Raw genomic sequence first — 26,043 nt, 5'->3', positions numbered from 1 at the left:
GACAAAGGAGCGGTGCGGGTGCGGGAAGGAGGCGCAGGCCCCGGGCAGCACCGACCCGGTGGCGGGACCGCTGGGTATAGTGCAGGCGTTTCGGGGGCCGGCGGCGGGGAGTCCGTCGACGTCACGCGCCATCCCGCGTCCGCGGACGTCCGGGAGGCTGCGGGAACCCCGACGACCACGTCGCTCAGGAGGCCGTCCCATGGAACCCGTCACGCTGATCACCGGTGGCTCGACCGGAATCGGCGCCGCCACCGCCCGCGCCCTGCTCAAGCAGGGCCACCACGTGGCCGTCACCGGGCGCGACGCGGAGAAGCTGGCCGCCTTCGCCGCTTCGGCCGCAGCGGGCGAGCGGCTGCTGACGATCACTGGCGACGCCGGTGACGAGCACGACGTCGCCTCCGCGGTGCGCCGCGTGGTGGACGAGTGGGGCCGGCTGGACAACGTCATCGCCAACGCCGGCTTCTCACTGCCCGGCAACCTCGAGAGCCACGCCCCCGAGGACATGCGCGCCATGGTGCTCACCAACGTCCTGGGCCCGGCCCTGCTGGTGCGGGAGACCCTGCCGCTCCTCAGGGAGTCCAAGGGCCGGATCGTGATCATCGGTTCGGTCGCCGGGGTGCGCCACACGCCCGGCAACCTGTACTCGGTCACCAAGTGGGCCGCCCACGCGCTCGCCGAGAACACCCGGCTGCTGGTCGGCAAGGACGGGATCGGCGTGACCGTCGTCGCCCCCGGGGTGGTGGACACCCCGTTCTGGAACGAGCGCGGCGGCACCCCCGACGCCTCGCCGACGATGACGCCCGAGCAGATCGCGGACACGATCGTCTTCGCCATCAACCAGCCCGCGGGCGTGGACATCAACCACATCACCGTGCGGCCGACCGGACAGCTCGGCTGACGCTACCGACTGCGCCGCTACGGAAGCCCTTTCGGCCTGCTCCGCGTACCGCGCGGCGCAGGCTGCGTCCGCTACGTGACCAGGTGGAAGTCCGGATGCCGGAGCCAGGCGGCCAGGAACTCCACGTCACCGACGTGCCGGAACCAGCGGCCGGTGCCGCCCGTGTCGTAGGAGACCTCTGCGACCTTCCCCGGCAGGGAGGCCACCAGCGCCCTCGCCCTGGCGAGATCCGCCGCGTCACGCGTCTCATTGCGCGGGACGGGGTGGCCGAGAACGCCGTCGAAGTCGACCAGCGCGCCGAGACGGCGGGCCATGGCGAGGGCGAGGTGACCGAGCAGGCGGTGGTTCTCCGGCCCCGAGCAGCCGGCGCAGAGGACCAGCCCCTGCACGGGCGGCGCCGGAAAGGCCGAGTACTCTTCGTCGTCCGCCGGCAGGTACTCGTCCTCCGACAGGAAGAAGCCGCCGACGCTGACCGGATCGAGGTCTCGCAGCCCCAGCGGCGAAGGGTCTCGGACCCAGAAGGCCAGATCGCCTCCGGTCCCGGTCTCGACCGGCTCGCAGAAGGTCTCCAACCACGGGACGACTTCGGCCAGGACGTCCCCGAAGCCGTACCGTTCGAAGAGCCACAGCCCGACTGCTGGTCCTGACACGATGCCTCCGGAAACGCGTGGTGCGGTGCCGCCCGAGACCCAGGTTCTACCAGGTCCGGAGGCACGCGCACGACGATGGGCGGGACACGGCCTCAGCCCCAGGTGCGGGAGCAGAGCACCAGGCGGTAGCCGTCCGGGTCGGCGATCGTCACGCCGTGCTCGTCCCAGTACGGGTTGTGCGCGGGGACACGGGTGCCTCCGGCCGCGATCAGGCGGTCGACGGTGGCCTCGTCCACGGGGGTGCCGAGGTAGACCACGAAGAGGTCGTCCACCGTCGGGGTCGGCTCCAGTGGGCGCTCGGGGTCGTGGGTCAGCTCGAAGTGCCAGGCGCCGCCCGGCGGGCCGACCATCAGGAGGTCGTGCTCGCCGGGGACGCGCTCGGTGGTGCGCCAGAGTACGTCCAGGCCGAGGCCGTTCACGTAGAAGTCCTCGGCGGCGGCGAGGTTCCGCGAGGGTCGGGCGACCCGGATGCGAGTGCTGGAGTCGATCATGCCGCCACCTCCAGGGCAGCGCGCACGGGCGGCGCGGCCACGCCGCTGGGGTCGGCGCAGGTCTCGGCGTCGGCACGGCGGGTCGGCAGCGGCCGGAACGGGGCGGAAGTCGGCAACGCGACGGGTGGGTCCTGGGTCATGCCCCGACCATACGATCTTGAACGCCGCCCTGCCCAGGTCACCTCGGCACCGGAAACCTGGGCCAACCGCACCCGTGCCGGAGCATCCGGACGCCGGGCTTGGCGCGGCGCGACGTCCCGGCCGCCGCGCCCGGCACCTTCCGGCCGGCTCGACGGCTGAGGGCTCCCACACGGGGCGCCTCCGGGAGCACGGAACCGCCGGAGGAGGCGCCGGCCCGGCACCCCGCCTCCGATCGCCCGCCGGGCAGGGTGTCCGGAGGATCCGTCACCGCCCGGACGGCGCCCCGGGGAGCCGTGCCGTGATCACACCGAGTACCGCCGGGAGTTGCTCCGTCAGGTAGAAGTGGCCGCCGGGGAACTCCCGAAGGTCGAACGGGCCACTGGTGTGGCGGGCCCAGGCGCAAACCTCCTCGACCGTCACGCGCAGGTCGGCATCACCGGTCAGCGCGGTGATCGGGCAGCCGAGCACGGCGTCGTCGCCACCGCGGTAGGTCTCGATCGCGGTGTAGTCGCTGCGCAGCGGCGGCAGGATCATCTCCCGCAACTCGGGGTCGGCCAGCAGCTCTTCGCTGGTGCCGCCGAGCTTCAGCAGCTCGGCGAGCAGGTCCTCGTCGGACAGCAGGTGGACCCGCTCGTCCCGGTGCAGCGAGGGCGCCCGGCGGCCGGAGACGAAGAGGTGGCTCGGGGCGTCCAGACCGTCCCGGGCGAAGCGGCGCGCGACCTCGTAGGCGAGCACCGCGCCCATGCTGTGTCCGAAGAACGCCAACGGCCGGTCGGCGCACGGCCGCAGCACCTCGTGGAGGCGGTCGGCGAGCTCCGCGACCGAGGTGAGTCCCGGTTCGGCGCGGCGGTCCTGCCGGCCCGGGTACTGGACGCACAGCACATCGGCGTACGGGGAGAGGGCGGCGGACACCGGGTGGAAGTAGCCGGCCGAGCCGCCGGCGTGCGGGAAGCAGACCAACCGGGCCGCGGCGCCCTCCGTGGGGTGGTACCGGCGGAGCCAGCGGCTGTCGATCAGGGTGCTGCTGCCTGACATGGGAGTTGACCCTTCGTTCAGCTGTACAGATGGGCGTTCTGTCGGACCGTCATATCACTCCACCGGCTCCGGCCGGTGCCGCGAACCCGACGCAGCCGGCGCTCAGACCCGGTCCAGCGGCCGGTGCGGCCCCTCCGGCAGTTCGACGGTCACGGTGTCGCCGGGCCGGACCGGCCCGCCCGTACGGACGACGCCCATGATCCCGGCGCGCCGCACGATCGACCCGTCCGCCGCGCGCCCGACGACCTGCTTGAGCAGCCCCGCGCGGTAGGCGTCGATCTGCGCGCAGGGGTTGCGCAGGCCGGTGACCTCCACCTCGGCCTCGGAGCCGATCCGCAGCACCGCGCCGACCGGCAGGGCGAGCAGGTCCACCCCCTCGGTGGTGATGTTCTCGCCGAGCGCGCCGGGTGCCACCTCGTAGCCGGACTCACCGAGTTCGGTGAGCAGCTCCCGGTGGATCAGGTGCACCTGGCGCAGGTTGGGCTGGCTCGGGTCCTGGGCGACGCGTGAGCGGTGCTTGACCGTCACCCCGGCGTGCACGTCGCCCTCCACGCCGAGCCCGGCGAGCAGCCGGATGCCCTCCCGGTTCGGCTTGCTGAACGAGTACTCGGCGTTGCTGCTGACTGCCACCACGGTGCCGCTCATGTGCTTCGACCCCTCTCGCGGACGTGAGTTCGACCGGCTTCGGAGTCTAGGCCCCCGGCCACGCCTCCCGCCGGGATCGGGAGGAAAACGGGCGCGATATTCGGAATTGCACCACCTCGAGGACCGCCGGGCCGGGCGATCCGGCGCCCGGAAACCCGGAACGAAAGCGCTGCGGCCGGTCATTTCGGAAATTCCGCACGCCGGTCGGGTTCGACGGGGAAAGCCGTCCGAAATAATGGCGACGGATGGCCGGGAAACACCCCTACAATCACCACGACCTGCCGGGACAGCCGGAAGTCGAGGTCGTTTTTCTCTATAACGGGGGGCATCGTGGGCATCGTCATCGCTGGAATCCTTGCCGTGCTGGTGGCAGGGGCGGTGTGGACGGTGGTCCGCACGTACAACCGGCTGATCCGGCTGCGCAATCAGACCCAGGCGTCCTGGGCGCAGATCGACGTCCAACTCAAGCGCCGGCACGACCTGATACCGAACCTGGTCGAGAGTGCGCGCGGGTACGCCGCGCACGAGCGAACGACCCTCGAGGCCGTCGTCACCGCCCGCGGAGCCGCGGCGGACTCCGGTCTCGGAGTCACGGACAAGGCTGCCGCCGAGGACGACCTGACCGCCGCCCTCGGCAGGCTGCTCGCCCTCGGCGAGAACTACCCGCAGCTGAAGGCCGACCGCCACTTCGCCACGCTGCAGTCGGAGTTGACCACCGCCGAGGACAAGATCGCCTACGCCCGGCAGTTCTACAACAGCGCCGTCCAGAGCTACCACACCGCGCTGGAGGGCTTCCCGGGCAACCTGGTCTCGCGGCTGGGCGGCGGGCACGGCCGACGCGAGTACTTCGAGGCCGGCGCCCCCGCGCAGGAGGCGACGCGGGTGAGCTTCGCATGAGCCTCGAAGCCCAGTTCTACTGGGGCGGCGCCGGCCTGTTCGGGCTCTGGCTCGCCGCCTTCGGCCTCGCCCTCGCGGCCACCCGGAACGGCGCCGTGCACCCCCGCCCGGCCTCCCAGGAGTTCGGGCCGGAGCCGGAGGCTCCCGCCGTCGTCGCCCTCCTGGCCAACGGGTGGCGCTCCGTCGACCACGCCGCCGCGGCGACCCTGCTGGACCTCGCCGCGCGCGGCCTGGTCGAGGTGCGACAGCCCGCCGACGACCCCGCACTCAGCACGGTGCACCTCACCGGCCGGGCGGCCACCGACCTGACGCCGTACGAACGGCGCGTCCTCGACCGGATCACCGAGCAGGCGGGCGAGTCCGGCGCCCCCGTCGGCGCGATCGCCTTCCGCGCGCAGGACCGGGCGACGTCGTGGAACGGCGCACTCCGCCGGGAGATCGTCGCCGAGGCCCGGTCGCGCGGCCTCTCCCGGCCCCGGTTCGGGGTGCTGGCGGCCGGCGCCCTGGCCGTCGGCGCGTTCTGCCCCGGGGTGCTGCTGGCCCTGGGCGGCCTCACCGGCGGGCACAACCTCCGCGCCGCGGTCGCGGTCGGCGTCCTCCCCGCGATCCCCCTGATGTACCTGCTGAGCAGGGCGCTCGGCGAGCGGGCGACCCGCCAGGGCCTCGAACGCGCCGGGCACTGGGCCGGTGTCCAGGCGTGGCTGCGGGCGCACGAGGACTTCGCCCGGCTGCCTCCCGCCGCCGTCGCTGTGTGGGACCGCTACCTCGCCTACGGCACCGCGCTCGGGGTGACCGCCCGCACCACCCGGCTGCTCGGCTTCGACGCGGGGGACAAGCGCCGGGTCTGGTCGTCCTACGGCGGTGCCTGGCGCCCCGTGCGCATCCGCTATCCCCGGCTGCGCCCGGGCTTCGGCGCCGGCACCCCCCGGCTGCTGCGCCTGGCGGGCGCGGCGGCCGTCGTGGTGGTCGGGCTGGTGCTGTTCGCCGCCCTGCGCCGGCCCGAATGGGCGGTCACCTCCGGCCCCGACGCGAGCCACTCGCTGCGCCGCCCGGGGCTGCTGCTGACGCTGGGCTGGGTGGGCATCGGACTGCTCGCCGTCGCGGTGGCCGGCCGGTTCGGCCGCGGGACGCTGTTCGTGGCGTTCCTCGCCACCATGCCCGGCAACTTCGCCAGCGGCCACGGCTGGCTCTCCCACGGCATGGACCACCCGGGGCTCCTGCCGGGGGAGACCGTCGCGGTCGTCTGCTTCGCCGCGGTCGCCGCCTACTACCTCGCCCTCGCCGTGCTGGAACGGCGCGCGCCGCGCACCGTCACCGGCGAGGTGCTGCGGATGGAGCCGCGCCGACACCCGAAGGCGCCGCGGTTCCTGGCCGTCGACACGGGCGACGCGGACCGCACCGTCGCCTGGGCGCTGCCGGCGGGGGCGCCGGCGCCCGCACCGGGAACGGTCGTCCGCCTGTCGGTGTCGGTCGCCACCCGGGCCGTCCGGTCGGCGGAGGCCGTCCCCGCCTGATCGGCGGCACGGCCCGCGCCCGACGGCCGCAAGCATCGGCAACGGCCCGGGCCCGACGGCCCCGAGGATCAGCGGCACGGCCCGCGCCCGACGACCGCGAGCATCGGCGACGGCCCGGGCATCGGCCCGCATCGGGCGGCCTCCCGCACCAGCGGGGGGCCGCCCGGCTTTTCCGGACCACCGGGGGCGGTCCGGCGCTACGGACGAACGGGCGCGCCGAGCAGCGGCAGCACCACGTCGTCGAGGATCTCGGCGATCACCCGGTCGGAGGCCACGGCCCCCTCGATCATCAGGGTGTCGCGGAGCAGGTCCAGTGGCAGGGAGACCACCCGCGGGGTGAGCCGGGCCCGGGCGATCTCCCCCCGGTCGGCGGCCCGGTGCATGATCGTGGCCAAGCCGTCCATCGGCCCGTCGGCCGTGAGGCCGGCGCGGAAGCGGGTGCGCAGTTCGGGGTCACGCATGATGTCGACCAGCAGCCCGTGCACGGCGTCCGCCGGCAGGTCGTCGAAGCGGTGCGCCAGACCGCCCAGGAAGGTGAGCAGGTCGGTGCGCAACTCGCCGGTGTCGGGCGGCTCCTGGTAGTCGGGGGCGTTGCGGCCGAGAGCGGCCATCACGAGTTCCACCCGGTTCTGCCAGCGGCGGTAGAGCACCGGCTTGCTGGTACGGGCCCGGGCGGCGACGCCGTCCATGGTGAGCCGGTCGTAGCCGTGGTCGACGAGTTCGGCCCAGACGGCGTCGAGGATCGCCCGTTCCAGTTCCCCGCCGCGCCGCCGGGTCGGCCCCGCGCCCGTCGTTCTCGCTCCGTCGTCCGCCACCGGTTTCCGCACCCGACCTTCGTAGATACGTTGCGTTTCCTATTGGGGGCAGTCTACTGTCCATCACAAGACACGCGCCGTATCTTACGGCTGAGCGACAGGGGGACCACCATGCCCGACACGTCCGACGCGCCTCGCAGCTGCGACGGATCCGGCACGTCCGGCACATCGGCCGCGCCCGACCTGCCCGACGCTCCCGGAAGGTTCGACACCGACGTCCTGGTGGTCGGCGCCGGCCCGGTGGGGCTCGTACTCGCGCTCGGGCTGGCCCGCGCCGGGGTCGACTGCCGGGTCATCGAGCGCGAGGAGGAGTTCCGCACGGCCGGGGTGCGCGGAAAGGGCGTCAACCCGCGGACCCTGGAGTTCTTCGACGACCTCGGGGTGGTCGGGGAGATCCTCGACCGCGGGGCGCTGAACCTGAAGGTCCGCACCTACCGGGGAGCCGAGCTCGTCCAGGAGGTCGACCCGGCCGAGTCCCTGCCCGCGACGCCCGACCGCCCGTACGGCGGGATGCTGCTGATCGCCCAGCACCACACCGAGGCCGTGCTGCGCGAGCGGCTCGCGGGGTACGGGGTCGCGGTCGAGCGGGGCAGCGAGCTCGTCGGCCACGCCCAGGACGGCGACGGCGTGCTCGCCACCGTCCGCCGGGGCGGCCGGAGCCTGCGGTTGCGGGCGCGGTACCTGGTCGGCTGCGACGGCGGCCGCAGCGCCGTCCGCAAGCTGGCCGGGATCCCCTTCCTCGGTGAGACCTGGGAGGAGGAACGTTTCATCATGGCGTCGATGGACCTCGACGGCCTCGATCCCGACCGCATGCACATCTGGAACCACCCCCGGTTCGGCGGCGGCGCGATGGCGCTGGTCCCGATGCGGCAGGACGGCACCTGGGCCGTGCACGCCGCCGTCGAGCCGGACGCCGACGGCGCACTGCCGGCCCCCACGCTCGACACCTTCCGCCGGCTGTTCGCCGAACGGGCCGGCCTGCCCGGGGTCCGGATGCACGAGCCGACCTGGTCCACCGTCTGGCGCCCCACCGTCCGCGTGGTCGAGCGCTACCGCGAGGGCCGGATCCTGCTCGCCGGGGACGCCGCGCACTGCCAGACCGCGGCCGGCGGCCAGGGGCTGAACACCGGCGTCCAGGACGCCCACAACCTGGGCTGGAAGCTCGCCGCCGTCCTGCGCGGAGCACCCGAGGCGCTGCTCGACAGCTACCAGGACGAGCGGCTGCCGATCGCCCGCGCCTCCCTGGCCGCCACCTCTGCCCACCACAAGGCGGTGTTCCGCGGCGACGGCGCCGACCTGCTGAGCGACCAGTTCCGCACCATGGCCGTCGACGGCGCCGACCTCACCGGCCTGACGCTCGGCTACCGTGGCGGCCCGCTCGGCCGCGACCTCGACGGCGCCACCGGCGTCCGGGCCGGCGACCGCGCCCCGGACGCGCCCTGCGCGACGGCCGACGGCGCGCCGACCCGGCTGTTCGACCTGTTCCGCGGGCCACACCTCACCCTGCTGACCTTCGGCGACCACCCCGGACTGGCCGACCTGCCCGCCGTGCCCGGACTGCGCCGGGCCGCCGTGCTCGACCCGGACGGCCACGCCACCCGCGCGTACGGGCTGCGCGGGAGGGCCGTGGTGCTGGTCCGCCCGGACGGGCACGTCTCGCTCACCGGGGCGACGGCGGACACCCGGACCGTCCTGGAGCACCTGCGGGCCTTCGCCCTCCGACCGGCCGAAGGCTCGGACCGGCTCACCGCTCGCGAGGGCTGAGCCCGGGGAGAGCCGACCCCGGGCTCAGCCGGCCCCGGGCTCAGCCGCCCCTGGGAGGGCCGGCCCTGGGGAGGCCCGCCCAGGCGTACACCGACCCATGGAAAGGCTGCCCCCCGCGGGAAGGCCGCCCCCCGGCGCCCGCCGACCGCTCAGGCCCGCTGGGCGACACCCGTCGGGGCCCCCGCCCGGGCCGCCCGCTCGTCGGCGTCGGCGAGCAGGAAGTACACCGGCGAGAGCACGAGTTCGATCACCATCAGCACCACCTGGAAGCCGTGCGGCCACCCGTCCGCGGCGATCGACAGCACCCGGCTGAGGCCGCCCAGCAGGAACACCGCCGCCAGCCACCGGACCGCCCGGGCGGGCACCGGAGCCTGCCGGGCGGCCCAGATCCAGGCCGCACCGTAGCCGGCGAAGATCGCGCCCATGAAGCGGCCGAAGCTGTCGATCGTCGGGCCGGGGTCGGCGATCCCGGGGATCGCGGCGTTTCCGGCCAGCAGGTGGAAGAAGCCGATCGCCACACAGGCGACGCCCATGATCCACGCGAGCACCCGCAGAGTCTTCGCCATGATCCCCATCACCCCGCTACCCGGCCCGACCGAACGCCAGGCTTATTTGACACGTGTCCACTAAGCTAGCGCCGACTAGTGGACATGTGTCAAGTAACCTGTCCGCCATGCCAGTCCAGGAACGCCGCAAACGCCTCTCCCCCGCCGAGCGCCGCGCCCAGCTGCTCGTCGTCGGCGCCCGGGCCTTCGCCACCCGGCCGTACGAGGAGGTGCTGATGGAGGAGGTCGCCGAGCAGGCCGGGGTGTCCCGCGCCCTGCTCTACAAGCACTTCGCGAGCAAGCACGAACTCTTCGCCGAGGTGTACCGGCAGGCGGCCGGGGAACTGCTGGTCCAGACCCGCTTCGACCCGGCGGACACCCTGGTCGAGCAGCTGGTCGAGGGCATGGACGCCCACCTCGACTACTTCGTCGCCAACCGGCACGCCGTGCTGACGGCCAACCGCGTCCTCGCCGGGGACCCGGTCATCCAGACCATCATCACCGAGGAGCTGGACACCCTGCGCACCCGGTTGCTCGGCGTCCTCCCGCTCGCGGACGAGGGCGCGCGCCAGGCGGTGTCCCAAGTCCTGCGCAGCTGGCTGGTGTTCGTACGGGTCCTGGTCCTGGACTGGCTGACCGAGCCGAGCTGCACCCGTACCGAGCTGCGCGACGCCTGCATCGGCGCGGTCCTCGGCGCGCTGCGGCCACTACTGCCGGCCGATCCGGCGCCCGAGTGGGGGCGGTGACGGCCGGGACGCGGTGACAGCCGGGGCGTGGTGACGGCCGGGACGCGGTGACAGCCGGGGCGTGGTGACGGCCGGGACGCGGTGACGGTCCACCCGGCGTGGCAACCCGAACCGCGCGACGGTCCCGAAGCGGTGAGGGTCCCGACGCGGCGACCGCCCCGACGCGGTGACGGCCCCGGCGGGGTCCGTGGGCATACCATCGACCGTGGCGGAAGAGCCCGCCAGGGCTCAAATTCCGCAGACAATACGACAGTTGGATGGCCGCACCCCCCGGCCCGTCGCCCCCGAAGGGATCCATGTCCACCGCCGCGCACGAGACCGCGACCCCGCTCCCCCCGCTCCACAGGCTCCCGGTCACCCCCGCCCAGCCGCCGCGCCCGACCACCCTCCCGGACGGCACCCGCGCCTGGCTCGTCACCCGCTACCGCGACGTCCGGCAGGTCCTCGGCGACCCCCGCCTCACCCGGGCCGACCTGCACGAGGTCGGCACCGCCGGCGGCACCGCCGACGTGGCCGCCAACCCGGCCTCGCTCTTCAACCAGGACGGCCCCGCCCACCGCCGGCTGCGCGCCACCATCCAGAAGGCCTTCACCCCGCGCGCCATCGCCGGCTGGCAGCCGTGGGTCGCGGCCGCCGTCCAGCAGGCCGTGGACGCACTGGTCGTCGCCGGACCGCCCGCCGACCTGGTCACGGCCTTCACCCGGCCGGTGCCCTTCGCCGTCACGACGCGGCTGATGGGCCTCGACGGCGACGGCCCCGCCCACCTGGACGAGGAGCGGCTGAGGCGCTGGACCCTCGCCCTGCTCGCCCAAGGCGGCGACCCGGCCGAGGACCACGGCCCGGCGCTCGCCGAATTCCGCTCCTTCACCGAGGGGTTGATCGCCCACCGGCGCCGTGCGCCCGGCGCCGACCTGGTCAGCCGGCTCGTCCGGGCCGCGGACCAGGACGGCGGCGTCCCCGAGGACACCCTCGCCTTCCTCGTCCTCGGGCTCACAGCCAGCGGCAACGAGAGCGTCACCGGCGCCCTCGGCAACGCCCTGACCTACCTCCTCGGCGAACGCGCCGACCACTGGCCCCTGCTGGCCGACACCGGCATCGCCGAGCGCAGCGTCGAACGCCTGCTGCACTTCATCCCGCTCGGCGACGAGGAGACCACCCTCCGCCGCGCCACCGCCGCGATCGAGGTCGGCGACGTCACCATCCCGGCGGGCGCCGTCGTCGCCGCCGCCCTCGGCAGCGCCAACCGCGACCCCGCCGTCTATCCCGCGGGCCTCGACGCCGACCTCGCCCTCCCCCTCGACGCCCCCACCCTCGCCTTCAGCGCCGGCCCCCACTACTGCATCGGCGCCTGGCGGGTCCGGCTCGAGATGCGCGAGTCGCTCCGCCGCCTGGCCACCGCCCTGCCCGGCCTGCGTCTCACCACCCCCGTCGACGACCTCCCCTGGCAGCTGGGCACCACCACCCGCAGCCCGGCCGCGCTGCCGGTCACCTGGTGACCGGGCGCCCCCGCGACCGGGCCGTTCCCCGGCCCGGCCGTCCCCGGGCCCGGCCCTCGCCGCGGCCCCGGAACGGCCGGCGGTCCGGCCGCTACGCCCACAGCCCCTCGCCCAGCACCCCGCCCTCCGGCACCCCCGGCAGCACGTACGCCACCGCCGAAGCCGTGTGCACCAGGAAGGGGTTGAGCGCGTCCTTCACCGCCAGCCGCTCCTGCACCCGGTTGAACTGGGCCGGATCCCGCACGAAGGCGCAGAACAGCAGCCCGCGGTCGTCCGGGCCGTCGTCGTAGCTGTAGCCGCGCCGCAGCATCCGGGCCCCGGAGTCCAGGCGGGGGCTGGCCAGGCGGACGTGGGCGGTGCCGGGGATGACGTACGAGCCGTCGGGGTTCTTGGCGTAGATGTCCGGGTCGTCGTGCTCGGCCGTGCCGGTGAGCGGGGTGCCGTCGGCGAGACGGCGGCCCATGGCCAGGTCCCGCCGGTCCTCCGGGAGGGCGGCGAAGGCGGCGGTGTCCATCCGGATCCGGCGGTAGACCAGCACCGTGCCGTGCTCGTACGGCCCGGGCGGGCCCCACACCCACTGCCGGGCGGCCGCCTCGTCGGGGTTGGCCGTGCCGTCCTTGTAGCCGAAGAGGTTGCGCGGCGTGGTGCCCGGTGCGGTCCGCGCCAGGAAGCCGGACTGGCTCCAGCGGACCCCGGCCCCCGCCGACTTCGCCGCGGCACCGACCAGTTCGGCGACGACCGTCAGCGGCCAGCGGTCGGCGGCGCACAGCTGCACCACCACGTCTCCGCCGCCGCGCGCCGGCTCGAGCCGGTCACCGGGGAAGGCCGGGACATCGGCCAGCACGGACGGCACGTTCAACCCCAGCCGCGCGGCCAGGCCCGGTCCGACCCCCACCAGGCTGCTGAGCTGCGCCGGCTCCCCGCCCCGCAGCCGCGGGTCCGTCGAGGTGCCGTCCGCCGCCCCGCCGAGCACCGCCGTCAACTCGCCCAGCAGGGAACGCAGCGCGCCGCGCCCGTCCGCGGTGGTGGCGGGCGCCAGGTCGAGTGCCAGCAGCACGGTGGCCGGCTGCTGCGGGGCCGTCACCCCGGCCTGCCGCTGCCCGTGGAACGGAACGGCCGCCGGCGGGGCGGGCGGCGGCGGCGCGGAGGCCGACCGCCCGTGCCCCAGCGCGACGACCCCGGCACCGAGTCCGGCACCGACCCCGGCGGCCAGTACCGCGCCGCCGCCCGCGATCAACGCCCTCCGGTGCACACCGCCTCCGGCGGCTCCCGGTTCTTTCCGGACCTTTCCGGTTTCCGCATGCATGACCGACATTGGAGACGATAGAACACCCCTTATGCAACTTTTGACTGCGCGTCAATTCCGAATCCGCTCCGCATTCCTGTCCGGCAGGCGGCCACCCGGCGGCCCGCTCGCGCTGCTGCTCGCCGGCTCCCTCGCCCTGTCCGGCTGCTCCTCCTCCGGCACCTCCTCCGACGCCCGCCACCCCGAGGGCACGGTGGTGCGGGTCCCCCAGGACTTCCCGAACATCCAGAAGGCCGTGGACGCCGCCCGCGAGGGCGACACCGTGCTGGTCTCCCCGGGCACGTACCAGGAGAGCGTGCGGATCACCAAGCCCCGCGTCGTGCTGCGCGGCGCCGACCGCAACACCGTCGTCCTGGACGGCGGCGTACGGCTGGTCAACGGCGTCACCGTCACCGGCCCCGGCTCGGTGGTCGAGAACCTCACCGTGCACGGCTTCCTCGCCAACGGCGTGCTGTTCACCGGCGTCACCGACGAGAAGCTCCAGCAACGCGGCGCCGGGGGCTCCGCCTACGACCCGCTGGACACCGCCCGGTTCCCCGCCGTCCAGGGCTTCCGCGCCACCCGGGTCACCGCCTACGACAACGGCCTCTACGGCATCTACGCCTTCGACGCCCGAGCGGGCGTCATCGAGGACTCCTACGCCTCCGGCGGGGCCGACTCCGGCATCTACGTCGGCCAGTGCAAGCCCTGCGACACCCTGGTGCGCGGCAACACCGTCGAGCGCAACGCCGTCGGCATCGAACTCACCAACTCCTCCGACGGGCTGTACGTCCTCGGCAACCGCGTGGTCGGCAACAGGGTCGGCGTCACCGTCAACTCCAACGACCTGGAGGCGCTCGCACCCCAGCACGGGGCCGTGATCGCCGGGAACGCCGTCACCGACAACAACGCCGTCGACACCCCCGAACAGGCCGACGGCGGCTTCGGCATCGGGATCGGGATCGGCGGCGGCACGGCGAACCGGATCGAGCGCAACCTCGTCCGGGGCAACCGGGCGGCCGGCGTGGTCATCACCGACCCGCCCGGCCACCCCGCCGCCGGCAACCAGGTCCAGGGCAACCGCACCGAGGCCAACGGCGTCGACCTCGTCCTCGCCTCCGCCGACCCCGGCAACTGCTTCGCCGGCAACCAGCCCGCCGTCCAGAGCCCCGACGACCTGGAGGGCCTGGCCGCCTGCGGCACGCCGAGCCGCGGCCCGCTGCCCGCCGGCCGTACGGCCCCGGTCCAGGCCCCGCCCGGCATCCCCTTCCACCAGGTCAAGGCGCCGCCCGCCCAGCCGTCCCTGCCCGACCCCGGCGCTCCCGGCCGGCCGGCCGTCGGACTGCCGGGAGCCGTCGACCCGGAGGCCTACCCGCTCCCCGCGACGGCCGACGCGCTGCCGAAACCGTGACCCCGGGGGGCGCGCCTGCGGGACGTCGGGCGGGCGGTCCGGCGGACGGGGCGGGCGGCCCGGGCGGGGCGGGCACCGCCGCGCTCGCGGGCGGCGCGCCGGCGGGCCGGGCGCCGGCCGCCCGGGTGTCCGAGCGGCGGGCCCGCGCCGTGGTGCTGGGACTGGCCCTGACCGGCGGGTTGACCACCCTTGTCAAGGGCGTTTCCGGACTCTGACCACCCAGCTGGGAATGCTCTGTGAAGGGCGGCCAAATCTGTAGCGGTCATGCCATACTGCCTCGGTGACCTCAGCCAGCGTAGCCACACCCCCGCAGCGCAGCAGGCCCCAACTGGGCCGTAAATTCGCCATGCTGTGGTCGGCCTCATCGATCTCGGCCGTGGGCGACGGCATGCGCGACTCCTCGCTGCCGCTGCTCGCGCTGACGGTCTCGGACTCGCCGAAGGCCGTCTCGCTGGTCGCGGTGTCCGGTTCGCTCCCCTGGCTGCTGATGGCCCTGTTCGGCGGTGTCGTCGCCGACCGCTTCGACCGCCGGCGGCTGATGTGGACGATCGACATCGGACGGGCCGTCATCGTGCTCGGCTTCGCCGGCTGGGTCTTCCTCGCCACCCCGCCGCTGGCCGCGCTCGCCGTCCTGGCCTTCGTCCTCGGCTGCGGGGAGACGGTCTTCGTCAACGCCGCCACCTCGGCCATCCCGGACGTGGTCCGGCCCGACCAGCTCGACGCCGCCAACGGCCGGCTGCAGGGCGGCCTGCTGGTCGGACGGATGGCCGGCCCGCTGGTCGGCACCACCCTGTTCGCCCTCGCCGCCGGCTCCCCGTTCACCGTGGACGGCATCTCCTTCGCGCTCGCCGCCGCCCTGGTCTTCGCCACCGGCCGCTCCACCGCGCCCCGGCCGCACACCGGCCGCCCGGTGTTCACCGAGATCCGCGAGGGTGTCCGCTGGCTCTACCAGCACAAGCAGCTGAGGCTGGTCGCCACCCTCTCCGCCCTGGCCGGAGGCGCCTCCGCGCTCGGCATCACCATGCTGGCGCTGCTGGTCACCCGCACCCTGGACGCCCCGACCTGGGCCTACGGCGCCGTCCTCGCCTCCGGCGTGGTCGGCGGCACGGCCGCCAGCACGCTGGCCGGCCGGCTCGGTCAGCGGATGGGCCGGCGGGCCCGGATCGCGCTCTCCTTCGTGCTGATGGGCTCCGCGCTGCTGCTGATGGGGCTGAGCCCCTCGGTGGTCCTGGTGGCGGTGCTGTTCGCGGTCGGCAACTTCGGCGTGGTGACGTGGAACGTCCAGGCGATCTCGCTGCGCCAGCAGATCGTCCCGAAGGAACTGCTCGGCCGGGTCAACAGCTGCTACCTGATGCTCACCCGGATCGGCATGCTGGTCGGCGCGGCCCTGAGCGGCTGGATCGGCTCCGCCGTCAACGTCCGCACCCCGCTGGTCATCAGCGGCGTCCTGCTGCTCGCCGCGCTCCTCGCCCTGCCCAGGATGGGCAACCTGGAGCCCGCCCCGGCCCCCGCCGACGACCGCGCGGCGGCGGAGCCCGTGGAGCAGCCGGCGGACTGACCGGCCGGCTCCGCCCCGCCCGGGCGGCAGCCCGCTCCCCCGGCGGGGGGAGGCGGCTCCACCCACCGGCCGAGGCGCCGCCACGGCTCCGGTTGCGAGGGTGGGGGCGCAGCACCCGCCGGACCGGAGAGCAGCCCATGACCGCCGAAGCGCCGACCACCGCCCCGCACACGCCGCCGCCCGGCGCCCGCCGACGGCTACGCGCCGCCTGGACCGCCCTCCACACGCCCGTCCCGGGTGTCCCCCGCTGGGCCCGGATCGCCGCCCGGGCCGTGCCGCTCATCGTCCTGCCGTCCAGTGCCTGGCGGATCGCCACCTGCACCCTCCACGTCCCGCTGGACGGCGGTAGCCGCCCGGACTCCGGAAACCTGCCCTGGTGGCTGCCGCTGGAGCTGTACGTCGTCCTGCTGTCCGCCGTCTCCGAGCTGCTGGCCCTCTCCGCGCTGGGCCTGGTCGCCCGCTGGGGCGAGGTCTTCCCGCGCTGGCTCCCGGTGCTGCGCGGCCGCCGCGTCCCGGTGGCGGCGGCCGTCGTCCCGGCCGCGCTCGGCGCCGTCGCACTGGTCTGCCTCACGGCCCTGTTCACCGTGATGCTCTCGCTGGGCCGCACCGTCCAAGGGCGCCCCCTGGGTGACGGCATCCCGGTGTTCGCCGGGGACTGGCACACCGTCGTACTCCTCGCCTGCTACGCCCCGCTGCTGCTCTGGGGCCCGCTGCTGGCCGCCGTCACCGTCGCCTACTGGCGGCGGAGGTCGTCGGGTGCGCACGCGTGCACGGGCTGAAGGCCTACGATGGCCGCATGGGCACCGGCACCGATCTGGCAGATGCGCACGGCTCGCAGCAGCGGAGCGAGGTGCGGCTGGACGTCGCCGCGTCCGTGCTGGCGCTGCTCGCCGACCGGACCAGGCTCGCGCTGCTGGAGCGGCTCGGGCGGGGCGAGGCGGACGTGACCACGCTGACCGAGGCGACCGGGGCCGCCCGCCCCTCGGTGAGCCAGCACCTGGCGAAGCTCCGGCTGGCGGGTCTGGTCGCCACCCGCAAGGACGGGCGGCGGGTCGTCTACTCGCTGCGGCACGGGCACCTGCGGCGGCTCGTGGACGAGGCGCTGAACGTCGCCGACCACCAGATCGGACACCTGCCGCCGCACGACTGAGGCCCCCGCCCCTGCCCCTGGCGGCGGAGTCCACCGGGCGGCGGATCCGTTCGCCCAACAGGTGCACAGGTACGCACGCATTGACTATGGTGGAGGCGTCATCCGCCACCGCCGCCCCCGGGACGGGTCCCATGCCGAGCGTGCTGCGCGATCGCACCTACCGCCACCTGTTCACCGCCCAGGTCGTCGCCCTGGTCGGCACCGGACTGGCCACCGTGGCCCTGTCGCTGCTGGCGTACTCGATCGCCGGCCGCGACGCCTCGGCGGTGCTCGGCACCGCGCTGGCGATCAAGATGGTCGCCTACGTGACGATCGCGCCGATCGCCGGAGCGCTCGCCGGGCGGATCCCGCGCCGGGCGCTGATGGTCGCGATGGACCTCACCCGCGCGGGAGTCGCGCTCACCCTGCCCTTCGTGGACCGGGTGTGGCAGGTCTACCTCCTGGTCTTCCTGCTCCAGGCCGCCTCCGCCGCCTTCACCCCGACCTTCCAGGCCACCATCCCGGACGTGCTGCCCGCCGAACGCGACTACACCCAGGCGCTCTCGCTCTCCCGGCTCGCCTACGACCTCGAATCGCTGTTCAGCCCGGCGCTCGCCGCCCTGCTGCTCTCCGTCGTCCCGTACGACTGGCTGTTCGCCGGCACCACGGTGGGCTTCGTCGCCTCCGCGGCGCTGGTCGTCTCCGCCGTCCTGCCCACGCCCCGCCCGGTCGAGCGCACCGGCGGGATCCACCGCAGGGCGGCCTTCGGCTCCCGGCTGTTCTGGGCCACGCCCCGGCTACGGGCCCTGCTCGCGCTGGACCTCGCGGTCGCGGCGGCGGGCGCGATCGTCTTCGTCGACACCGTCAACGTGGTCCGCGACCACTTCCACCGCCCGGCCGGGGCCGTCTCCCTCGCCCTCGGTGCCTACGGCGCCGGCTCGATGCTCGCCGCACTGCTGCTGCCCCGGCTGCTCGCGCGGGTCAGCGACCGCTCCGTGATGCTCCCCGCGGCCTTCGCCCTGCCCTGCGTCCTCGCCGCCGTCACCGCGATCACCGCCACCCCGGCCGGGACCGGCAGCTGGCTCGCCCTGCTCGCCGCCTGGGCCCTGGTCGGCGCCGGAAGCTCCGCCGTCCTCACCCCGGGCGGCCGGGTCGTCCGCCGCTCCGCCGCCGACCCCGACCTGCCCGCCGCCTTCGCCGCCCAGTTCTCCCTCTCCCACGGCTGCTGGCTGCTCACCTACCCCCTGGCCGGTCGGCTCGCGGCGGCCGCCGGCCTGCCCGCCACCGCCGCGGTCCTGGGCGCGGTGGCCCTGGCCGCCGCCACCGCCGCCGCCTCCCTCTGGCCCACCCGCGACCCGGACGCCCTCAGCCACCTCCACACCGACCTCCCGCCGGACCACCCCCACCTCGCCGACGCCCGCCCCACTCCCACCGGCGCCTGGCAGCACGGGCACCGCTTCGTGATCGACCAGCACCACCCGAGCTGGCCCCGCCCCCGGCCGGCGGCCCTCGGCTGACGGCGCGCCCGCTCGGACGGGGCGGCGGCACCTCAGGATGGTTGCCGCCGGTGCTCTGCGCCCCGATGCCGGCCGGAGTCGCAGCCGCCGGCGCGGGCTCAGGTGTCGCAGCAGCCGTGCCAGGGGGCGCCGAAGCCCAGGCCGTCGGGACGGAACTCGGCCCGCACGCCGCCGTCTTCCTCCTCCTCCTCGTCCACGTCCTCCTCGTCCACGTGCTCCTCCAGGACCAGGCCAAACAGGGATCCTCCGAACCGGACGGCGAAGGGTGCGATCGCGATGTCCTGGTACTGCCGCTCCGGAAGAACGTCCAGCCACTCGTCGAGCAGCAGCCGGGCCGCGCCGATCGGCTTCTGCTCGCCGTCCGCCGTGGTACCGGTGAACCGGATGCGCGAGTCCAGGTGCCGGCCGGCCGCGTCGAACCGGTGCAGCACCGCGCACCAGCGCTTCCGGGACGGCCAGTCGCCGCCGGCTCCAGCCCTCGGGGAAGGCCGCGGTGACCGACGCGAAGAACTGGGCGCCCTGCCACCGCCCGATGGTGCTCGTGCGGTAGTCGGGCTCGTGTCCGATCGGGATGACCTCCGGAATGCCCATGCCGAGGCCGTAGGCGCCACCTCGGACAACGGGCGGCGACGGCCTTGCGGCCGGTCCGCGCTGAACGGGCCTCGAACGCGGTGCCGGGTGCCCGCCTGTCCGGCCCGGCGGCCCCGCCCCGAGAGGCGCCCAAAGTGGGAAGTCGGCCGGACCGACGTCCCACGCCGGGCGGCCGCCCGCCCCCGCCCCGCGCGGTGCCGCGCCGGGCTCAGCGGATAATGGCCGGTGGCCCGCGCCGCCCGGCGCCTGCGGCGGCGATCGAGCGAGAGGTGGAGGGCGGATGGCCCTGGAGGAAGGACGGCGCGTCAGGTTGGCGGAGGACCTCGCGATCGGCGAGGCGCTCGCCGGGCAGGCCGGTGCCGTCGTCGGGTTCCTCTCGCTGGGGGCCGGGCTCGAGGGGACCGTCGAGCGGGTGGACGGTGAACTCCCGGAGAGCGCGGGGGTCCGCGAGTACCAGCGGCTCAAGGCGCTGTTCGACGACTACGGGCACACCATGCCGGTGGCGAGCCGGGAGCGGTTGGAGGCCGAGATCGCCGCGCTGGAGCCGGAGTGGGTCGGGCACCGGGAGCGCGGGCGCCGGGTGACGGTCCGGGTCCGCTGGGACAACGGCCTCGTCCTCGACGGGGCGCACCAGGACGTCCTCACCGCGCTCTGACCGGACGGGCCGGCCCCGGCCGCCGGCCCTACGCCCGCGCGCCCCGCGCCTGTCCCCGGGCCCGCACCCACGCCGCCTCGCGCAGCAGCCGCAGGCCGTTGAGGCCCACGATGACGGTCGAGCCCTCGTGGCCCAGCACACCGAGCGGCAGCGGCAGGGTGGCGACGAGGTCCCAGGCGACCAGCACCGAGATGAACACCGAGGCGATCACCAGGTTCTGCACCACGAAGGACCTCGCCCGTCGGGAGAGCGCCACCATGGCCGGGACGGTGGCGAGTTCGTCGCGCACGGTGACCGCGTCGGCGGTCTCCAGGGCGAGGTCGGAGCCGGCCCGGCCCATCGCGACGCCGGTGTGGGCGGCGGCCAGGGCCGGTGCGTCGTTGACGCCGTCGCCGATCACCAGCAGCCTGCGGCCGGCCGCCTCCTGCTCCCGGACGGCGGCGACCTTGTCCTGCGGCAGCAGCCGGGCCCGGACCTCTGCGATGCCGACCTCGGCGGCCACCGCGGCGGCGGCGCGCGGGTTGTCGCCGGTGAGCAGCATCGGGGCGCGGCCGGTGAGGCCGGTCAGCGCGGACACCGTCGCGGCGGCGTCGGGGCGCAGCCGGTCGGCGATGCCGAGCACGCCGACGGGCAGGCCGTCGACCTCCACCAGGACGGCGGTGCGGCCGCGGGCCTCCACCTCGGCGACGATCGCCGCGACGGTCCCTCCGCCGGGCCCGGCGGCGGCGGTGACGGCGGCGGAACCGGCGGCGGTGACGGCCCCAGCGCCCCCGCGGCCTTCCCGGCCCCCGCGGCCTTCCCCGCCCTCCGGCCGGGGGAGGCCCGCGTGCAGCCGCTCCGGCGTGCCGACCGCGACGATCCGGCCCTCCACCCGGGCGGTCACCCCGATCCCCGGGACGGAGGCGAAGTCCTCGGCGGCCGGCACCGCGAGCCCGCGGGACCGGGCGGCGTCGACGACGGCGCGGGCGAGCGGGTGCTCGCTGGGGTGCTCGGCGGCCGCGGCCAGGGCCAGCAGCCGGCTCTCGGTGAGCCCGGACTCGGGCAGGGGCCGGAGGTCGGTGACGCGCGGGGTGCCTTCGGTGAGGGTGCCGGTCTTGTCGAGGGCGACGGCGTCGACCTGCCCGAGGCGTTCCATCACCACGGCGGACTTGACCAGCACGCCGTGGCGGCCGGCGTTGGCGATGGCGGACAGCAGCGGCGGCATGGTGGCGAGGACGACGGCGCAGGGCGAGGCGACGATCATGAAGGTCATCGCGCGCAGCAGCGAACCGGTGAGGGCGGCGCCGAAGGCGAGCGGGACGGCGAAGACGGCGAGGGTCGCGATCACCATGCCGATGGAGTAGCGCTGTTCGACCTTCTCGATGAACAGCTGGGTCGGCGCCTTGGTCTCGGAGGCCTCCTCGACCATGGCGACGATCCGGGCGATCACCGAGTCCGAGGCGTCCCGGTCGACCCGGACCCGCAGCGCCCCGGTGCCGTTGAGGGTGCCGGCGAACACCTCGTCGCCGGGCTGCTTGGCGACGGGCAGCGGTTCGCCGGTGATGGTGGCCTGGTCGACCTCGCCGGCGCCGTCCAGCACCCGCCCGTCGGCGCCGATCCGCTCCCCCGGCCGCACCAGGACGGTGTCGCCGACGGCCAGGTCCCCGGTCGGCACGGTCTCCTCGGTGCCGTCCTCGAGGAGCCGGGTCGCGGTGGCGGGCGCCAGGTCGAGCAGTCCGCGCACCGAGTCGGCGGTCCGGGCGGTGGCCAGGGCCTCCAGCGCGCCGGAGGTGGCGAAGATGACGATCAGCAGTGCGCCGTCCATCACCTGGCCGACGGCGGCGGCGCCGAGCGCGGCCACGACCATCAGCAGGTCGACGTCGAGGGTCTTCTCGCGCAGCGCCCGGAGTCCGGCCAGGGCGGGCTCCCAGCCTCCGCTCGCGTAGGCGGCGGCGTACAGCGGGCCCCAGGTCCACGCCGGGGCACCGGCGAGCTGCATCGGCAGCGCGATCAGGAAGAGCAGGGTCGCGGCGGCGGCCCAGCGGGCCTCGGGCAGCGCGAACACCCGGGTGCGGCGGCGCGGGGCGGTGTCCGGGCGTGGTGCGGCGGTGGGCGCGAGGCGCTCGGCCAGGGTGGTGGGCATGCGGAGGCGACCCTTCGGGCAGGGTGGGGCCGATGACCCGTCCAGCATACATGAACATATGAACGCTCCTTCATGCGTCGGTTGTACTATGGGCCGCATGGGTCATGGAGCCGCCCCCGCAACCGCCGTCCCGCACACGCGCCTGGACGCGACCAGCGCCGCCCGGGTGGCGACCACGCTGCAGGCCCTGGCCACGCCGTCCCGGCTGCTGATCCTCTCCCGGCTGCGCGAGGGGCCGTGCGCGGCGACCGAACTCGCGGCCGAGGTCGGCATGGAGCAGTCCGCCTGCTCCCACCAGCTGCGGCTGCTGCGCAACCTCGGCCTGGTGGTCGGGCAGCGGCAGGGCCGCTCGGTGGTCTACGCGCTCTACGACAACCACGTCGCGGCGCTGCTCGACCAGGCGGTCTACCACATCGAACACCTGCGGCTCGGGCTCACCGACGAGCTGGACGCCCCGGAGTAGCGCCGTGGGCCGGCCGGTCCGGCGGTCCCGCCGGGCCGGCCCGGCACCCCCGCGACCGTACGCACGCGCACCGCCCGCGGCCCCGGAACGGCGCGCGTGTCGGGCACCGCCGGAGCCCGGTTCCCCTACCATCGGAGTCCGTCCGGGCGGCGTGCCCGGCCGCTCTGGGGGGAGTACCGGGTGATACGGATTCTGCTGGCCGAGGACATGCACATGGTCCGAGGCGCGCTGGTGGCGCTGCTGGACCTGGAGGACGACCTCGAGGTGGTCGCGGAGACCGAGCGCGGCGACCTGGTGGTGCCGAAGGCCCTGGAGACGGGGCCCGACGTGGCGATCATCGACATCGACCTGCCCGGCATGGACGGCCTGACCGCCGCCGGCCGGCTCAAGTCCGAGCTGCCGCAGTGCCGGTCGCTGATCCTCACCAGCCTCGGGCGGCCCGGCACCCTGCGCCGGGCGCTGGAGGCGCAGGTCTCGGGCTTCCTGCTGAAGGACGCGCCGCCCGCGCAACTCGCCGAGGCGGTCCGCGGGGTGGCGGCGGGTCGGCGGGTGATCGACCCCCAGCTGCTGCTGGACGCCTTCGACAGCGGCCGCAACCCGCTGACCCTGCGGGAGACGGAGGTGCTGCGGGCCGCCGCCGGCGGCGCCGAGGCGGCGGAGATCGCGGCGGCCCTGCACCTGTCGGTCGGGACGGTCCGGAACTACCTGACGACGATCGTGACCAAGCTCAACGCCCGCAACCGCATCGACGCGATCCGGCTGGCCGAGGAATCCGGCTGGCTGGTCTGACCGCAGGGGTCAGGCCGGCACCTCGGCGACCAGGTGGAACCACCCGCGCCCGTCCGGCCCGGCGCTGAGCCGCCCGCCGACCTCGGCGAGCCGCACCTCCAGGTTGTCCAGGCCGCCGCCGTGCCGGTCGGCGTCCCCGAGCGCTGCCCGCTCGGGGACGCCGTCGTTGGAGAGGGTGAGCCGCAGCCGCCCGTCCTCCGCCCGGCCCTTGACGACGCAGCACTCGGCCTTGCTGTGCCGCAGCAGGTTGGTGACGCCCTCGCGCAGCACGGTGGCGAGCACGGTGTCGGCCTCGCCGGCGGGCTGGATGCCGCCCAGGTCGAAGCGGGCCTCGATGTCGGCGGCGGAGAGCACGGAGCGCGCGGAGAGCGCCTCGCTCTCCAGCGACATGTCGCGGTAGCCGCGGGCCACCGCGCGCACGTCGGCCAGGGCCTGCCGGGAGATCTCCAGCACCCCGCCGAGCTCGTCGAGCGCCCGCTCCGGGTTGGCCGTCACCAGCCGGCAGGTCAGCTCGCTCTTCAGGGTGATCGCGGAGAGGCTGTAGCCGAGCAGGTCGTGGAGGTCCCGGGCGAACCTCAGCCGCTCCCTGGTGACGGCCAGCCGGGCCAGTTCCTGCTGGGCCTGCTGCACCTCGATGACCAGCTGGGCCAGCCTGGTCAGGCCGAAGACGATCAGCCCGGTGAGCGCCGTCGCCACGGTGAGGTAGACCGCCTCGGCCACGCCGATGCCCAGCAGCGCGCCGCTGACCCCGGAGAGCAGCACCACCGCTCCGAAGGCCGCCCCGGCCCGCCGGCCGGGCAGCAGGAGCAGCACCGAGGAGCCCAGGAAGCCCGCCATCCCGCCCCAGGCGAAGCCGAAGAACACCAGCGGCAGGTAGGTGAGCACCGCCTGGGCGAGCAGCGTCCAGCGTCCGCAGCGCTCGCGGACGCGGTGCATCCGGGGCGCGCAGTGGACGAATTGCAGGGCCGAAGCGGCCGTGAATGTCAGGCTCGCGACAGCGAATTGGCTTTCCGTCGGATGGCTCGTCGACATGTTCAGAAAGCCGACCACGACGAAGCCGAGCTGCACGATCACCACAATGGCCAACGCCAGCTTCGGCGGGGGGGCGTTGAAACCGGCCGGTCTGTTTTCCCCGGCGGGCCGACCCCCCGCACCGCCGGACCCGTCCGACCCCCTCCGCACACGTACGGTCCCACTCAAGCTGTACTCCCCCCAAGCGACTTGGGGGGAGTATAGGGCGCGATTATCGCCGCGAGGACACCTCGTTCGCACACTCGTCCCAGCCGGGGAAATCGGCCGGATCCACCGGCTGCTCGCCGACCGGGCGGCTGCCCTCCGGCAGCGTGCCCAGGACGAAGCCGCCGACCCTGCTCTCGGCCCGCCAGTCGACCCGCAGCGCCCGGTCGGCCAGTTCGATGTCGCCGCTGCGCAACGCGCAGGTCGCCAGGCCCATGGCCGTCCCGACCAGGTACATGCTCTGGGTCACCACACCGACGTGCTTGAGCGTCAGCGCGTACGCGAGGCCGCTGAACCTCCAGGAGAGCCGGCGGTGCCGGGAGGTGATGGCGACCACCACGCCCGGCGGGGTGGCCAGCCGGGCCCCCACCGCGGCCTCGGCGAACAGCTCGTCGAGCTCCTCCCGGCTCTCGTTCACCGCGATCAGGCAGTGCTCGCCCGGCGCGTAGTAGTAGATCCCGTCCGGCAGGCCCTCGCAGTCCCGCACCGCCGGGTAGAACTCCAGCTCGTACGCGCCGTCCCCGCTGGGGTACGGGCGGTCGCTGACCGGCTCGCCGGACGGGTCGTCGGCCGCGGCCGGCCGCAGCCCGCGCACCCGGACGGTGCGGTGCAGGAACTCGCCGAGCTGCTCCGCGGTGAACGGCGCGGCGCCGAACTCGCGGATCGAACGGCGGCCCTCGATCACCGTGGTCAGCACCGGGTCCCCTGCCAGCACCTGCTTGAGGTCGGGCCGGGCCAGCGGGTGGCGCCGGCCGGCCGGGAGCGGGCGCAGCGCGGGCTCGGGATCGGTGTGCCCGCGCAGCGGGTACGTCGCGCCGAACGGGCCGTCGTGGCGCCCGGTGGTGCTGCGGGTGTGGAAGAACAGGTCCACCCCGGACCACGCGGCCAGCACCGGATCGGCGTCCTCGCCGAAGGTCGGGGCGGACAGCCGGATCAGCTCCACCGAGGACCGGGGCGCCGGCCCGCCGTCCTCGGCGACCGACAGCAGGCCGGCGCCCGCGAGGTGGGCCAGCACCGCCAGGACCGCCGGTTCGGACAGGCCGGACTCCGGCACGATCTCGGCGGGCCGCACCGGGCGGCCGAGCATGCCCACCACCCGGGCGCTCTCCGGCCGGTGCAGCTCGACCCGGTGCAGGGCGGTGGGCGCCTCCAGCACGAAGCCGGCGCCCTCGGTGCGCAGGAAGGCGAAGCGGGACAGCCGCACCGGCCGGCCCGGTTCGACCGGCCCGGGGTGGAACCGGGCCTCCTTGGCCAGCGGCACCACCGACAGCAGCGGCTGGGCGGCGTCCTCCAGGCCGAGCGAGCGCACCACCAGGTGCTGGAGCCGGTGCAGCACCCGCAGCACCTCGGTCTGCCCGGCGCGGTCGGGCACCGGCTCCCCGCCGCCGCCGGCCGGGAGCGCCCCGGCGAAGACGTTCTCCAGCATGATCGGCCCGAGACCCATCCGCCGCAGGGTCTCCCCCACCAGCGGGTGCGGACGGTCCAACCGGAAGTCCCCCCAGCCGGCTCTCAGCAGCAGCGAGCCGTCCGGCTCGACCGGCTCGACCAGGACGTCCTCGCGCAGGGACCACAGGGCGCGGGGGCGGGCTCCGCCGGCGGCACGGGCCGCGGCGAGGATTCCGTCACTGGTCGGCATGGGGTGACTCCTCA

27 protein-coding genes are annotated in these 26,043 nt (G+C 75.0%); 14 read left to right on the top strand and 13 right to left on the bottom strand.

The window, feature by feature from the left end; translation table 11 throughout:
* The first annotated feature begins 199 nt into the window (after window positions 1–199).
* A complete protein-coding gene (locus ACGF07_RS29150; protein WP_350741621.1) occupies window positions 200–898 on the top strand; it encodes an SDR family oxidoreductase in 699 nt (232 codons plus the stop codon).
* Between the two features lie 71 nt (window positions 899–969).
* On the opposite strand, the gene ACGF07_RS29145 is transcribed toward ACGF07_RS29150, so the two are convergent.
* From ACGF07_RS29145 to ACGF07_RS29120, 6 genes are all read right to left on the bottom strand, one after another.
* The gene (locus tag ACGF07_RS29145) at window positions 970–1,548 is read right to left on the bottom strand and encodes a DUF6368 family protein (RefSeq protein WP_392903502.1); all 579 of its coding nucleotides are present in this window, start codon (window positions 1,546–1,548) and stop codon (window positions 970–972) included.
* 92 nt (window positions 1,549–1,640) lie between these two features.
* On the bottom strand, window positions 1,641–2,039 hold the full coding sequence (locus ACGF07_RS29140; protein ID WP_392903499.1) for a VOC family protein: 399 nt from the start codon (window positions 2,037–2,039) through the stop codon (window positions 1,641–1,643).
* Window positions 2,036–2,179, bottom strand: a complete 144-nt coding sequence (locus tag ACGF07_RS29135) for a hypothetical protein (RefSeq protein ID WP_392903496.1) — start codon at window positions 2,177–2,179, stop codon at window positions 2,036–2,038. The genes ACGF07_RS29140 and ACGF07_RS29135 overlap by 4 nt, the downstream gene beginning before the upstream one ends.
* 265 nt (window positions 2,180–2,444) lie before the next feature.
* Window positions 2,445–3,215: a thioesterase II family protein gene (locus ACGF07_RS29130; protein WP_392903494.1), complete on the bottom strand. Its 771-nt coding sequence runs from the start codon at window positions 3,213–3,215 to the stop codon at window positions 2,445–2,447.
* Between the two features lie 102 nt (window positions 3,216–3,317).
* Window positions 3,318–3,860 (bottom strand): MOSC domain-containing protein, encoded by a 543-nt coding sequence (locus ACGF07_RS29125; RefSeq protein ID WP_392903492.1) that lies wholly within the window; start codon window positions 3,858–3,860, stop codon window positions 3,318–3,320.
* A 179-nt stretch (window positions 3,861–4,039) separates the two neighbouring features.
* The gene (locus ACGF07_RS29120; RefSeq protein WP_392903489.1) at window positions 4,040–4,204 is read right to left on the bottom strand and encodes a hypothetical protein; all 165 of its coding nucleotides are present in this window, start codon (window positions 4,202–4,204) and stop codon (window positions 4,040–4,042) included.
* A 16-nt stretch (window positions 4,205–4,220) separates the two neighbouring features.
* On the opposite strand from ACGF07_RS29120, the gene ACGF07_RS29115 reads away from it, so the two are divergent.
* A complete protein-coding gene (locus ACGF07_RS29115; RefSeq protein ID WP_392903487.1) occupies window positions 4,221–4,757 on the top strand; it encodes a LemA family protein in 537 nt (178 codons plus the stop codon).
* Window positions 4,754–6,271 (top strand): DUF2207 family protein, encoded by a 1,518-nt coding sequence (locus ACGF07_RS29110; protein WP_392903484.1) that lies wholly within the window; start codon window positions 4,754–4,756, stop codon window positions 6,269–6,271. Before ACGF07_RS29115 ends, ACGF07_RS29110 begins: the two co-directional genes overlap by 4 nt.
* A 197-nt stretch (window positions 6,272–6,468) precedes the next feature.
* On the opposite strand, the gene ACGF07_RS29105 is transcribed toward ACGF07_RS29110, so the two are convergent.
* Window positions 6,469–7,098, bottom strand: coding sequence for a TetR/AcrR family transcriptional regulator (locus tag ACGF07_RS29105; RefSeq protein WP_392903481.1), 630 nt, complete (start codon window positions 7,096–7,098; stop codon window positions 6,469–6,471).
* 99 nt (window positions 7,099–7,197) lie between these two features.
* On the opposite strand from ACGF07_RS29105, the gene ACGF07_RS29100 reads away from it, so the two are divergent.
* Window positions 7,198–8,850, top strand: coding sequence for an FAD-dependent monooxygenase (locus ACGF07_RS29100; protein ID WP_392903479.1), 1,653 nt, complete (start codon window positions 7,198–7,200; stop codon window positions 8,848–8,850).
* Between the two features lie 149 nt (window positions 8,851–8,999).
* On the opposite strand, the gene ACGF07_RS29095 is transcribed toward ACGF07_RS29100, so the two are convergent.
* Window positions 9,000–9,416, bottom strand: a complete 417-nt coding sequence (locus ACGF07_RS29095; protein WP_392903477.1) for a DUF4345 domain-containing protein — start codon at window positions 9,414–9,416, stop codon at window positions 9,000–9,002.
* 107 nt (window positions 9,417–9,523) lie between these two features.
* Between ACGF07_RS29095 and ACGF07_RS29090 the strand changes: the two genes are divergently transcribed.
* Both ACGF07_RS29090 and ACGF07_RS29085 read left to right on the top strand, forming a co-directional pair.
* Window positions 9,524–10,141, top strand: a complete 618-nt coding sequence (locus tag ACGF07_RS29090; protein ID WP_392903474.1) for a TetR/AcrR family transcriptional regulator — start codon at window positions 9,524–9,526, stop codon at window positions 10,139–10,141.
* A gap of 296 nt (window positions 10,142–10,437) precedes the next feature.
* A complete protein-coding gene (locus tag ACGF07_RS29085; RefSeq protein ID WP_392903472.1) occupies window positions 10,438–11,637 on the top strand; it encodes a cytochrome P450 in 1,200 nt (399 codons plus the stop codon).
* Window positions 11,638–11,728: 91 nt separating this feature from the next.
* On the opposite strand, the gene ACGF07_RS29080 is transcribed toward ACGF07_RS29085, so the two are convergent.
* The gene (locus tag ACGF07_RS29080) at window positions 11,729–12,889 is read right to left on the bottom strand and encodes a Dyp-type peroxidase (RefSeq protein WP_392903470.1); all 1,161 of its coding nucleotides are present in this window, start codon (window positions 12,887–12,889) and stop codon (window positions 11,729–11,731) included.
* 85 nt (window positions 12,890–12,974) lie between these two features.
* Here ACGF07_RS29080 and ACGF07_RS29075 point away from each other — a divergent pair, with 85 nt between their 5' ends.
* From ACGF07_RS29075 to ACGF07_RS29055, 5 genes are all read left to right on the top strand, one after another.
* Window positions 12,975–14,333 carry a right-handed parallel beta-helix repeat-containing protein gene (locus ACGF07_RS29075; RefSeq protein WP_392903467.1) on the top strand — a complete coding sequence of 453 codons (1,359 nt, stop codon included), beginning with the start codon at window positions 12,975–12,977 and terminating at the stop codon, window positions 14,331–14,333.
* Between the two features lie 280 nt (window positions 14,334–14,613).
* Window positions 14,614–15,891 (top strand): MFS transporter, encoded by a 1,278-nt coding sequence (locus ACGF07_RS29070; protein WP_392903464.1) that lies wholly within the window; start codon window positions 14,614–14,616, stop codon window positions 15,889–15,891.
* A gap of 137 nt (window positions 15,892–16,028) precedes the next feature.
* The gene (locus ACGF07_RS29065) at window positions 16,029–16,670 is read left to right on the top strand and encodes a hypothetical protein (RefSeq protein ID WP_392903462.1); all 642 of its coding nucleotides are present in this window, start codon (window positions 16,029–16,031) and stop codon (window positions 16,668–16,670) included.
* 17 nt (window positions 16,671–16,687) lie between these two features.
* Window positions 16,688–17,041: a metalloregulator ArsR/SmtB family transcription factor gene (locus ACGF07_RS29060; RefSeq protein WP_350741653.1), complete on the top strand. Its 354-nt coding sequence runs from the start codon at window positions 16,688–16,690 to the stop codon at window positions 17,039–17,041.
* A gap of 131 nt (window positions 17,042–17,172) precedes the next feature.
* Window positions 17,173–18,537 (top strand): MFS transporter, encoded by a 1,365-nt coding sequence (locus ACGF07_RS29055; RefSeq protein ID WP_392903459.1) that lies wholly within the window; start codon window positions 17,173–17,175, stop codon window positions 18,535–18,537.
* 98 nt (window positions 18,538–18,635) lie between these two features.
* Here the strand turns inward: ACGF07_RS29055 and ACGF07_RS29050 are convergent, their stop codons facing one another.
* Window positions 18,636–18,968 carry a hypothetical protein gene (locus ACGF07_RS29050; protein ID WP_392903457.1) on the bottom strand — a complete coding sequence of 111 codons (333 nt, stop codon included), beginning with the start codon at window positions 18,966–18,968 and terminating at the stop codon, window positions 18,636–18,638.
* A 440-nt stretch (window positions 18,969–19,408) separates the two neighbouring features.
* Here ACGF07_RS29050 and ACGF07_RS29045 point away from each other — a divergent pair, with 440 nt between their 5' ends.
* Entirely contained in the window at window positions 19,409–19,783 is a 375-nt protein-coding gene (locus ACGF07_RS29045) for a hypothetical protein (protein WP_392903455.1), read from the top strand.
* 28 nt (window positions 19,784–19,811) lie between these two features.
* Here the strand turns inward: ACGF07_RS29045 and ACGF07_RS29040 are convergent, their stop codons facing one another.
* Window positions 19,812–21,905 carry a heavy metal translocating P-type ATPase gene (locus ACGF07_RS29040; protein ID WP_392903453.1) on the bottom strand — a complete coding sequence of 698 codons (2,094 nt, stop codon included), beginning with the start codon at window positions 21,903–21,905 and terminating at the stop codon, window positions 19,812–19,814.
* 97 nt (window positions 21,906–22,002) lie between these two features.
* On the opposite strand from ACGF07_RS29040, the gene ACGF07_RS29035 reads away from it, so the two are divergent.
* Entirely contained in the window at window positions 22,003–22,368 is a 366-nt protein-coding gene (locus tag ACGF07_RS29035) for a metalloregulator ArsR/SmtB family transcription factor (RefSeq protein ID WP_350741663.1), read from the top strand.
* Window positions 22,369–22,548: 180 nt separating this feature from the next.
* On the top strand, window positions 22,549–23,157 hold the full coding sequence (locus ACGF07_RS29030) for a response regulator transcription factor (RefSeq protein WP_350741665.1): 609 nt from the start codon (window positions 22,549–22,551) through the stop codon (window positions 23,155–23,157).
* A gap of 9 nt (window positions 23,158–23,166) precedes the next feature.
* Here the strand turns inward: ACGF07_RS29030 and ACGF07_RS29025 are convergent, their stop codons facing one another.
* Entirely contained in the window at window positions 23,167–24,093 is a 927-nt protein-coding gene (locus tag ACGF07_RS29025; protein WP_392903449.1) for a sensor histidine kinase, read from the bottom strand.
* 307 nt (window positions 24,094–24,400) lie between these two features.
* Window positions 24,401–26,029: a SagB family peptide dehydrogenase gene (locus tag ACGF07_RS29020; RefSeq protein ID WP_392903446.1), complete on the bottom strand. Its 1,629-nt coding sequence runs from the start codon at window positions 26,027–26,029 to the stop codon at window positions 24,401–24,403.
* Window positions 26,030–26,043: the final 14 nt, after the last annotated feature.

Origin of the sequence: Kitasatospora sp. NPDC048194 (assembly GCF_043202455.1) — a bacterium.
In the GTDB taxonomy this organism is placed as follows: Bacteria; Actinomycetota; Actinomycetes; order Streptomycetales; family Streptomycetaceae; genus Kitasatospora.
Note: the sequence above shows the minus strand (reverse complement) of the source record. Positions and strands in the feature narration are given on the sequence as shown.

What these genes read in the sequence shown, in the direction of transcription:
- ACGF07_RS29150 (WP_350741621.1), top strand. Translation starts at nt 200, where the DNA reads ATGGAACCCGTCACGCTGATCACCGGTGGCTCGACCGGAATCGGCGCC.
- ACGF07_RS29140 (WP_392903499.1), bottom strand. Translation starts at nt 2,039, where the DNA reads ATGATCGACTCCAGCACTCGCATCCGGGTCGCCCGACCCTCGCGGAAC.
- ACGF07_RS29135 (WP_392903496.1), bottom strand. Translation starts at nt 2,179, where the DNA reads ATGACCCAGGACCCACCCGTCGCGTTGCCGACTTCCGCCCCGTTCCGG.
- ACGF07_RS29130 (WP_392903494.1), bottom strand. Translation starts at nt 3,215, where the DNA reads ATGTCAGGCAGCAGCACCCTGATCGACAGCCGCTGGCTCCGCCGGTAC.
- ACGF07_RS29125 (WP_392903492.1), bottom strand. Translation starts at nt 3,860, where the DNA reads ATGAGCGGCACCGTGGTGGCAGTCAGCAGCAACGCCGAGTACTCGTTC.
- ACGF07_RS29120 (WP_392903489.1), bottom strand. Translation starts at nt 4,204, where the DNA reads ATGACGATGCCCACGATGCCCCCCGTTATAGAGAAAAACGACCTCGAC.
- ACGF07_RS29110 (WP_392903484.1), top strand. Translation starts at nt 4,754, where the DNA reads ATGAGCCTCGAAGCCCAGTTCTACTGGGGCGGCGCCGGCCTGTTCGGG.
- ACGF07_RS29100 (WP_392903479.1), top strand. Translation starts at nt 7,198, where the DNA reads ATGCCCGACACGTCCGACGCGCCTCGCAGCTGCGACGGATCCGGCACG.
- ACGF07_RS29095 (WP_392903477.1), bottom strand. Translation starts at nt 9,416, where the DNA reads ATGGCGAAGACTCTGCGGGTGCTCGCGTGGATCATGGGCGTCGCCTGT.
- ACGF07_RS29090 (WP_392903474.1), top strand. Translation starts at nt 9,524, where the DNA reads ATGCCAGTCCAGGAACGCCGCAAACGCCTCTCCCCCGCCGAGCGCCGC.
- ACGF07_RS29085 (WP_392903472.1), top strand. Translation starts at nt 10,438, where the DNA reads ATGTCCACCGCCGCGCACGAGACCGCGACCCCGCTCCCCCCGCTCCAC.
- ACGF07_RS29075 (WP_392903467.1), top strand. Translation starts at nt 12,975, where the DNA reads ATGCAACTTTTGACTGCGCGTCAATTCCGAATCCGCTCCGCATTCCTG.
- ACGF07_RS29065 (WP_392903462.1), top strand. Translation starts at nt 16,029, where the DNA reads ATGACCGCCGAAGCGCCGACCACCGCCCCGCACACGCCGCCGCCCGGC.
- ACGF07_RS29060 (WP_350741653.1), top strand. Translation starts at nt 16,688, where the DNA reads ATGGGCACCGGCACCGATCTGGCAGATGCGCACGGCTCGCAGCAGCGG.
- ACGF07_RS29055 (WP_392903459.1), top strand. Translation starts at nt 17,173, where the DNA reads ATGCCGAGCGTGCTGCGCGATCGCACCTACCGCCACCTGTTCACCGCC.
- ACGF07_RS29045 (WP_392903455.1), top strand. Translation starts at nt 19,409, where the DNA reads ATGGCCCTGGAGGAAGGACGGCGCGTCAGGTTGGCGGAGGACCTCGCG.
- ACGF07_RS29040 (WP_392903453.1), bottom strand. Translation starts at nt 21,905, where the DNA reads ATGCCCACCACCCTGGCCGAGCGCCTCGCGCCCACCGCCGCACCACGC.
- ACGF07_RS29035 (WP_350741663.1), top strand. Translation starts at nt 22,003, where the DNA reads ATGGGTCATGGAGCCGCCCCCGCAACCGCCGTCCCGCACACGCGCCTG.
- ACGF07_RS29025 (WP_392903449.1), bottom strand. Translation starts at nt 24,093, where the DNA reads ATGCACCGCGTCCGCGAGCGCTGCGGACGCTGGACGCTGCTCGCCCAG.
- ACGF07_RS29020 (WP_392903446.1), bottom strand. Translation starts at nt 26,029, where the DNA reads ATGCCGACCAGTGACGGAATCCTCGCCGCGGCCCGTGCCGCCGGCGGA.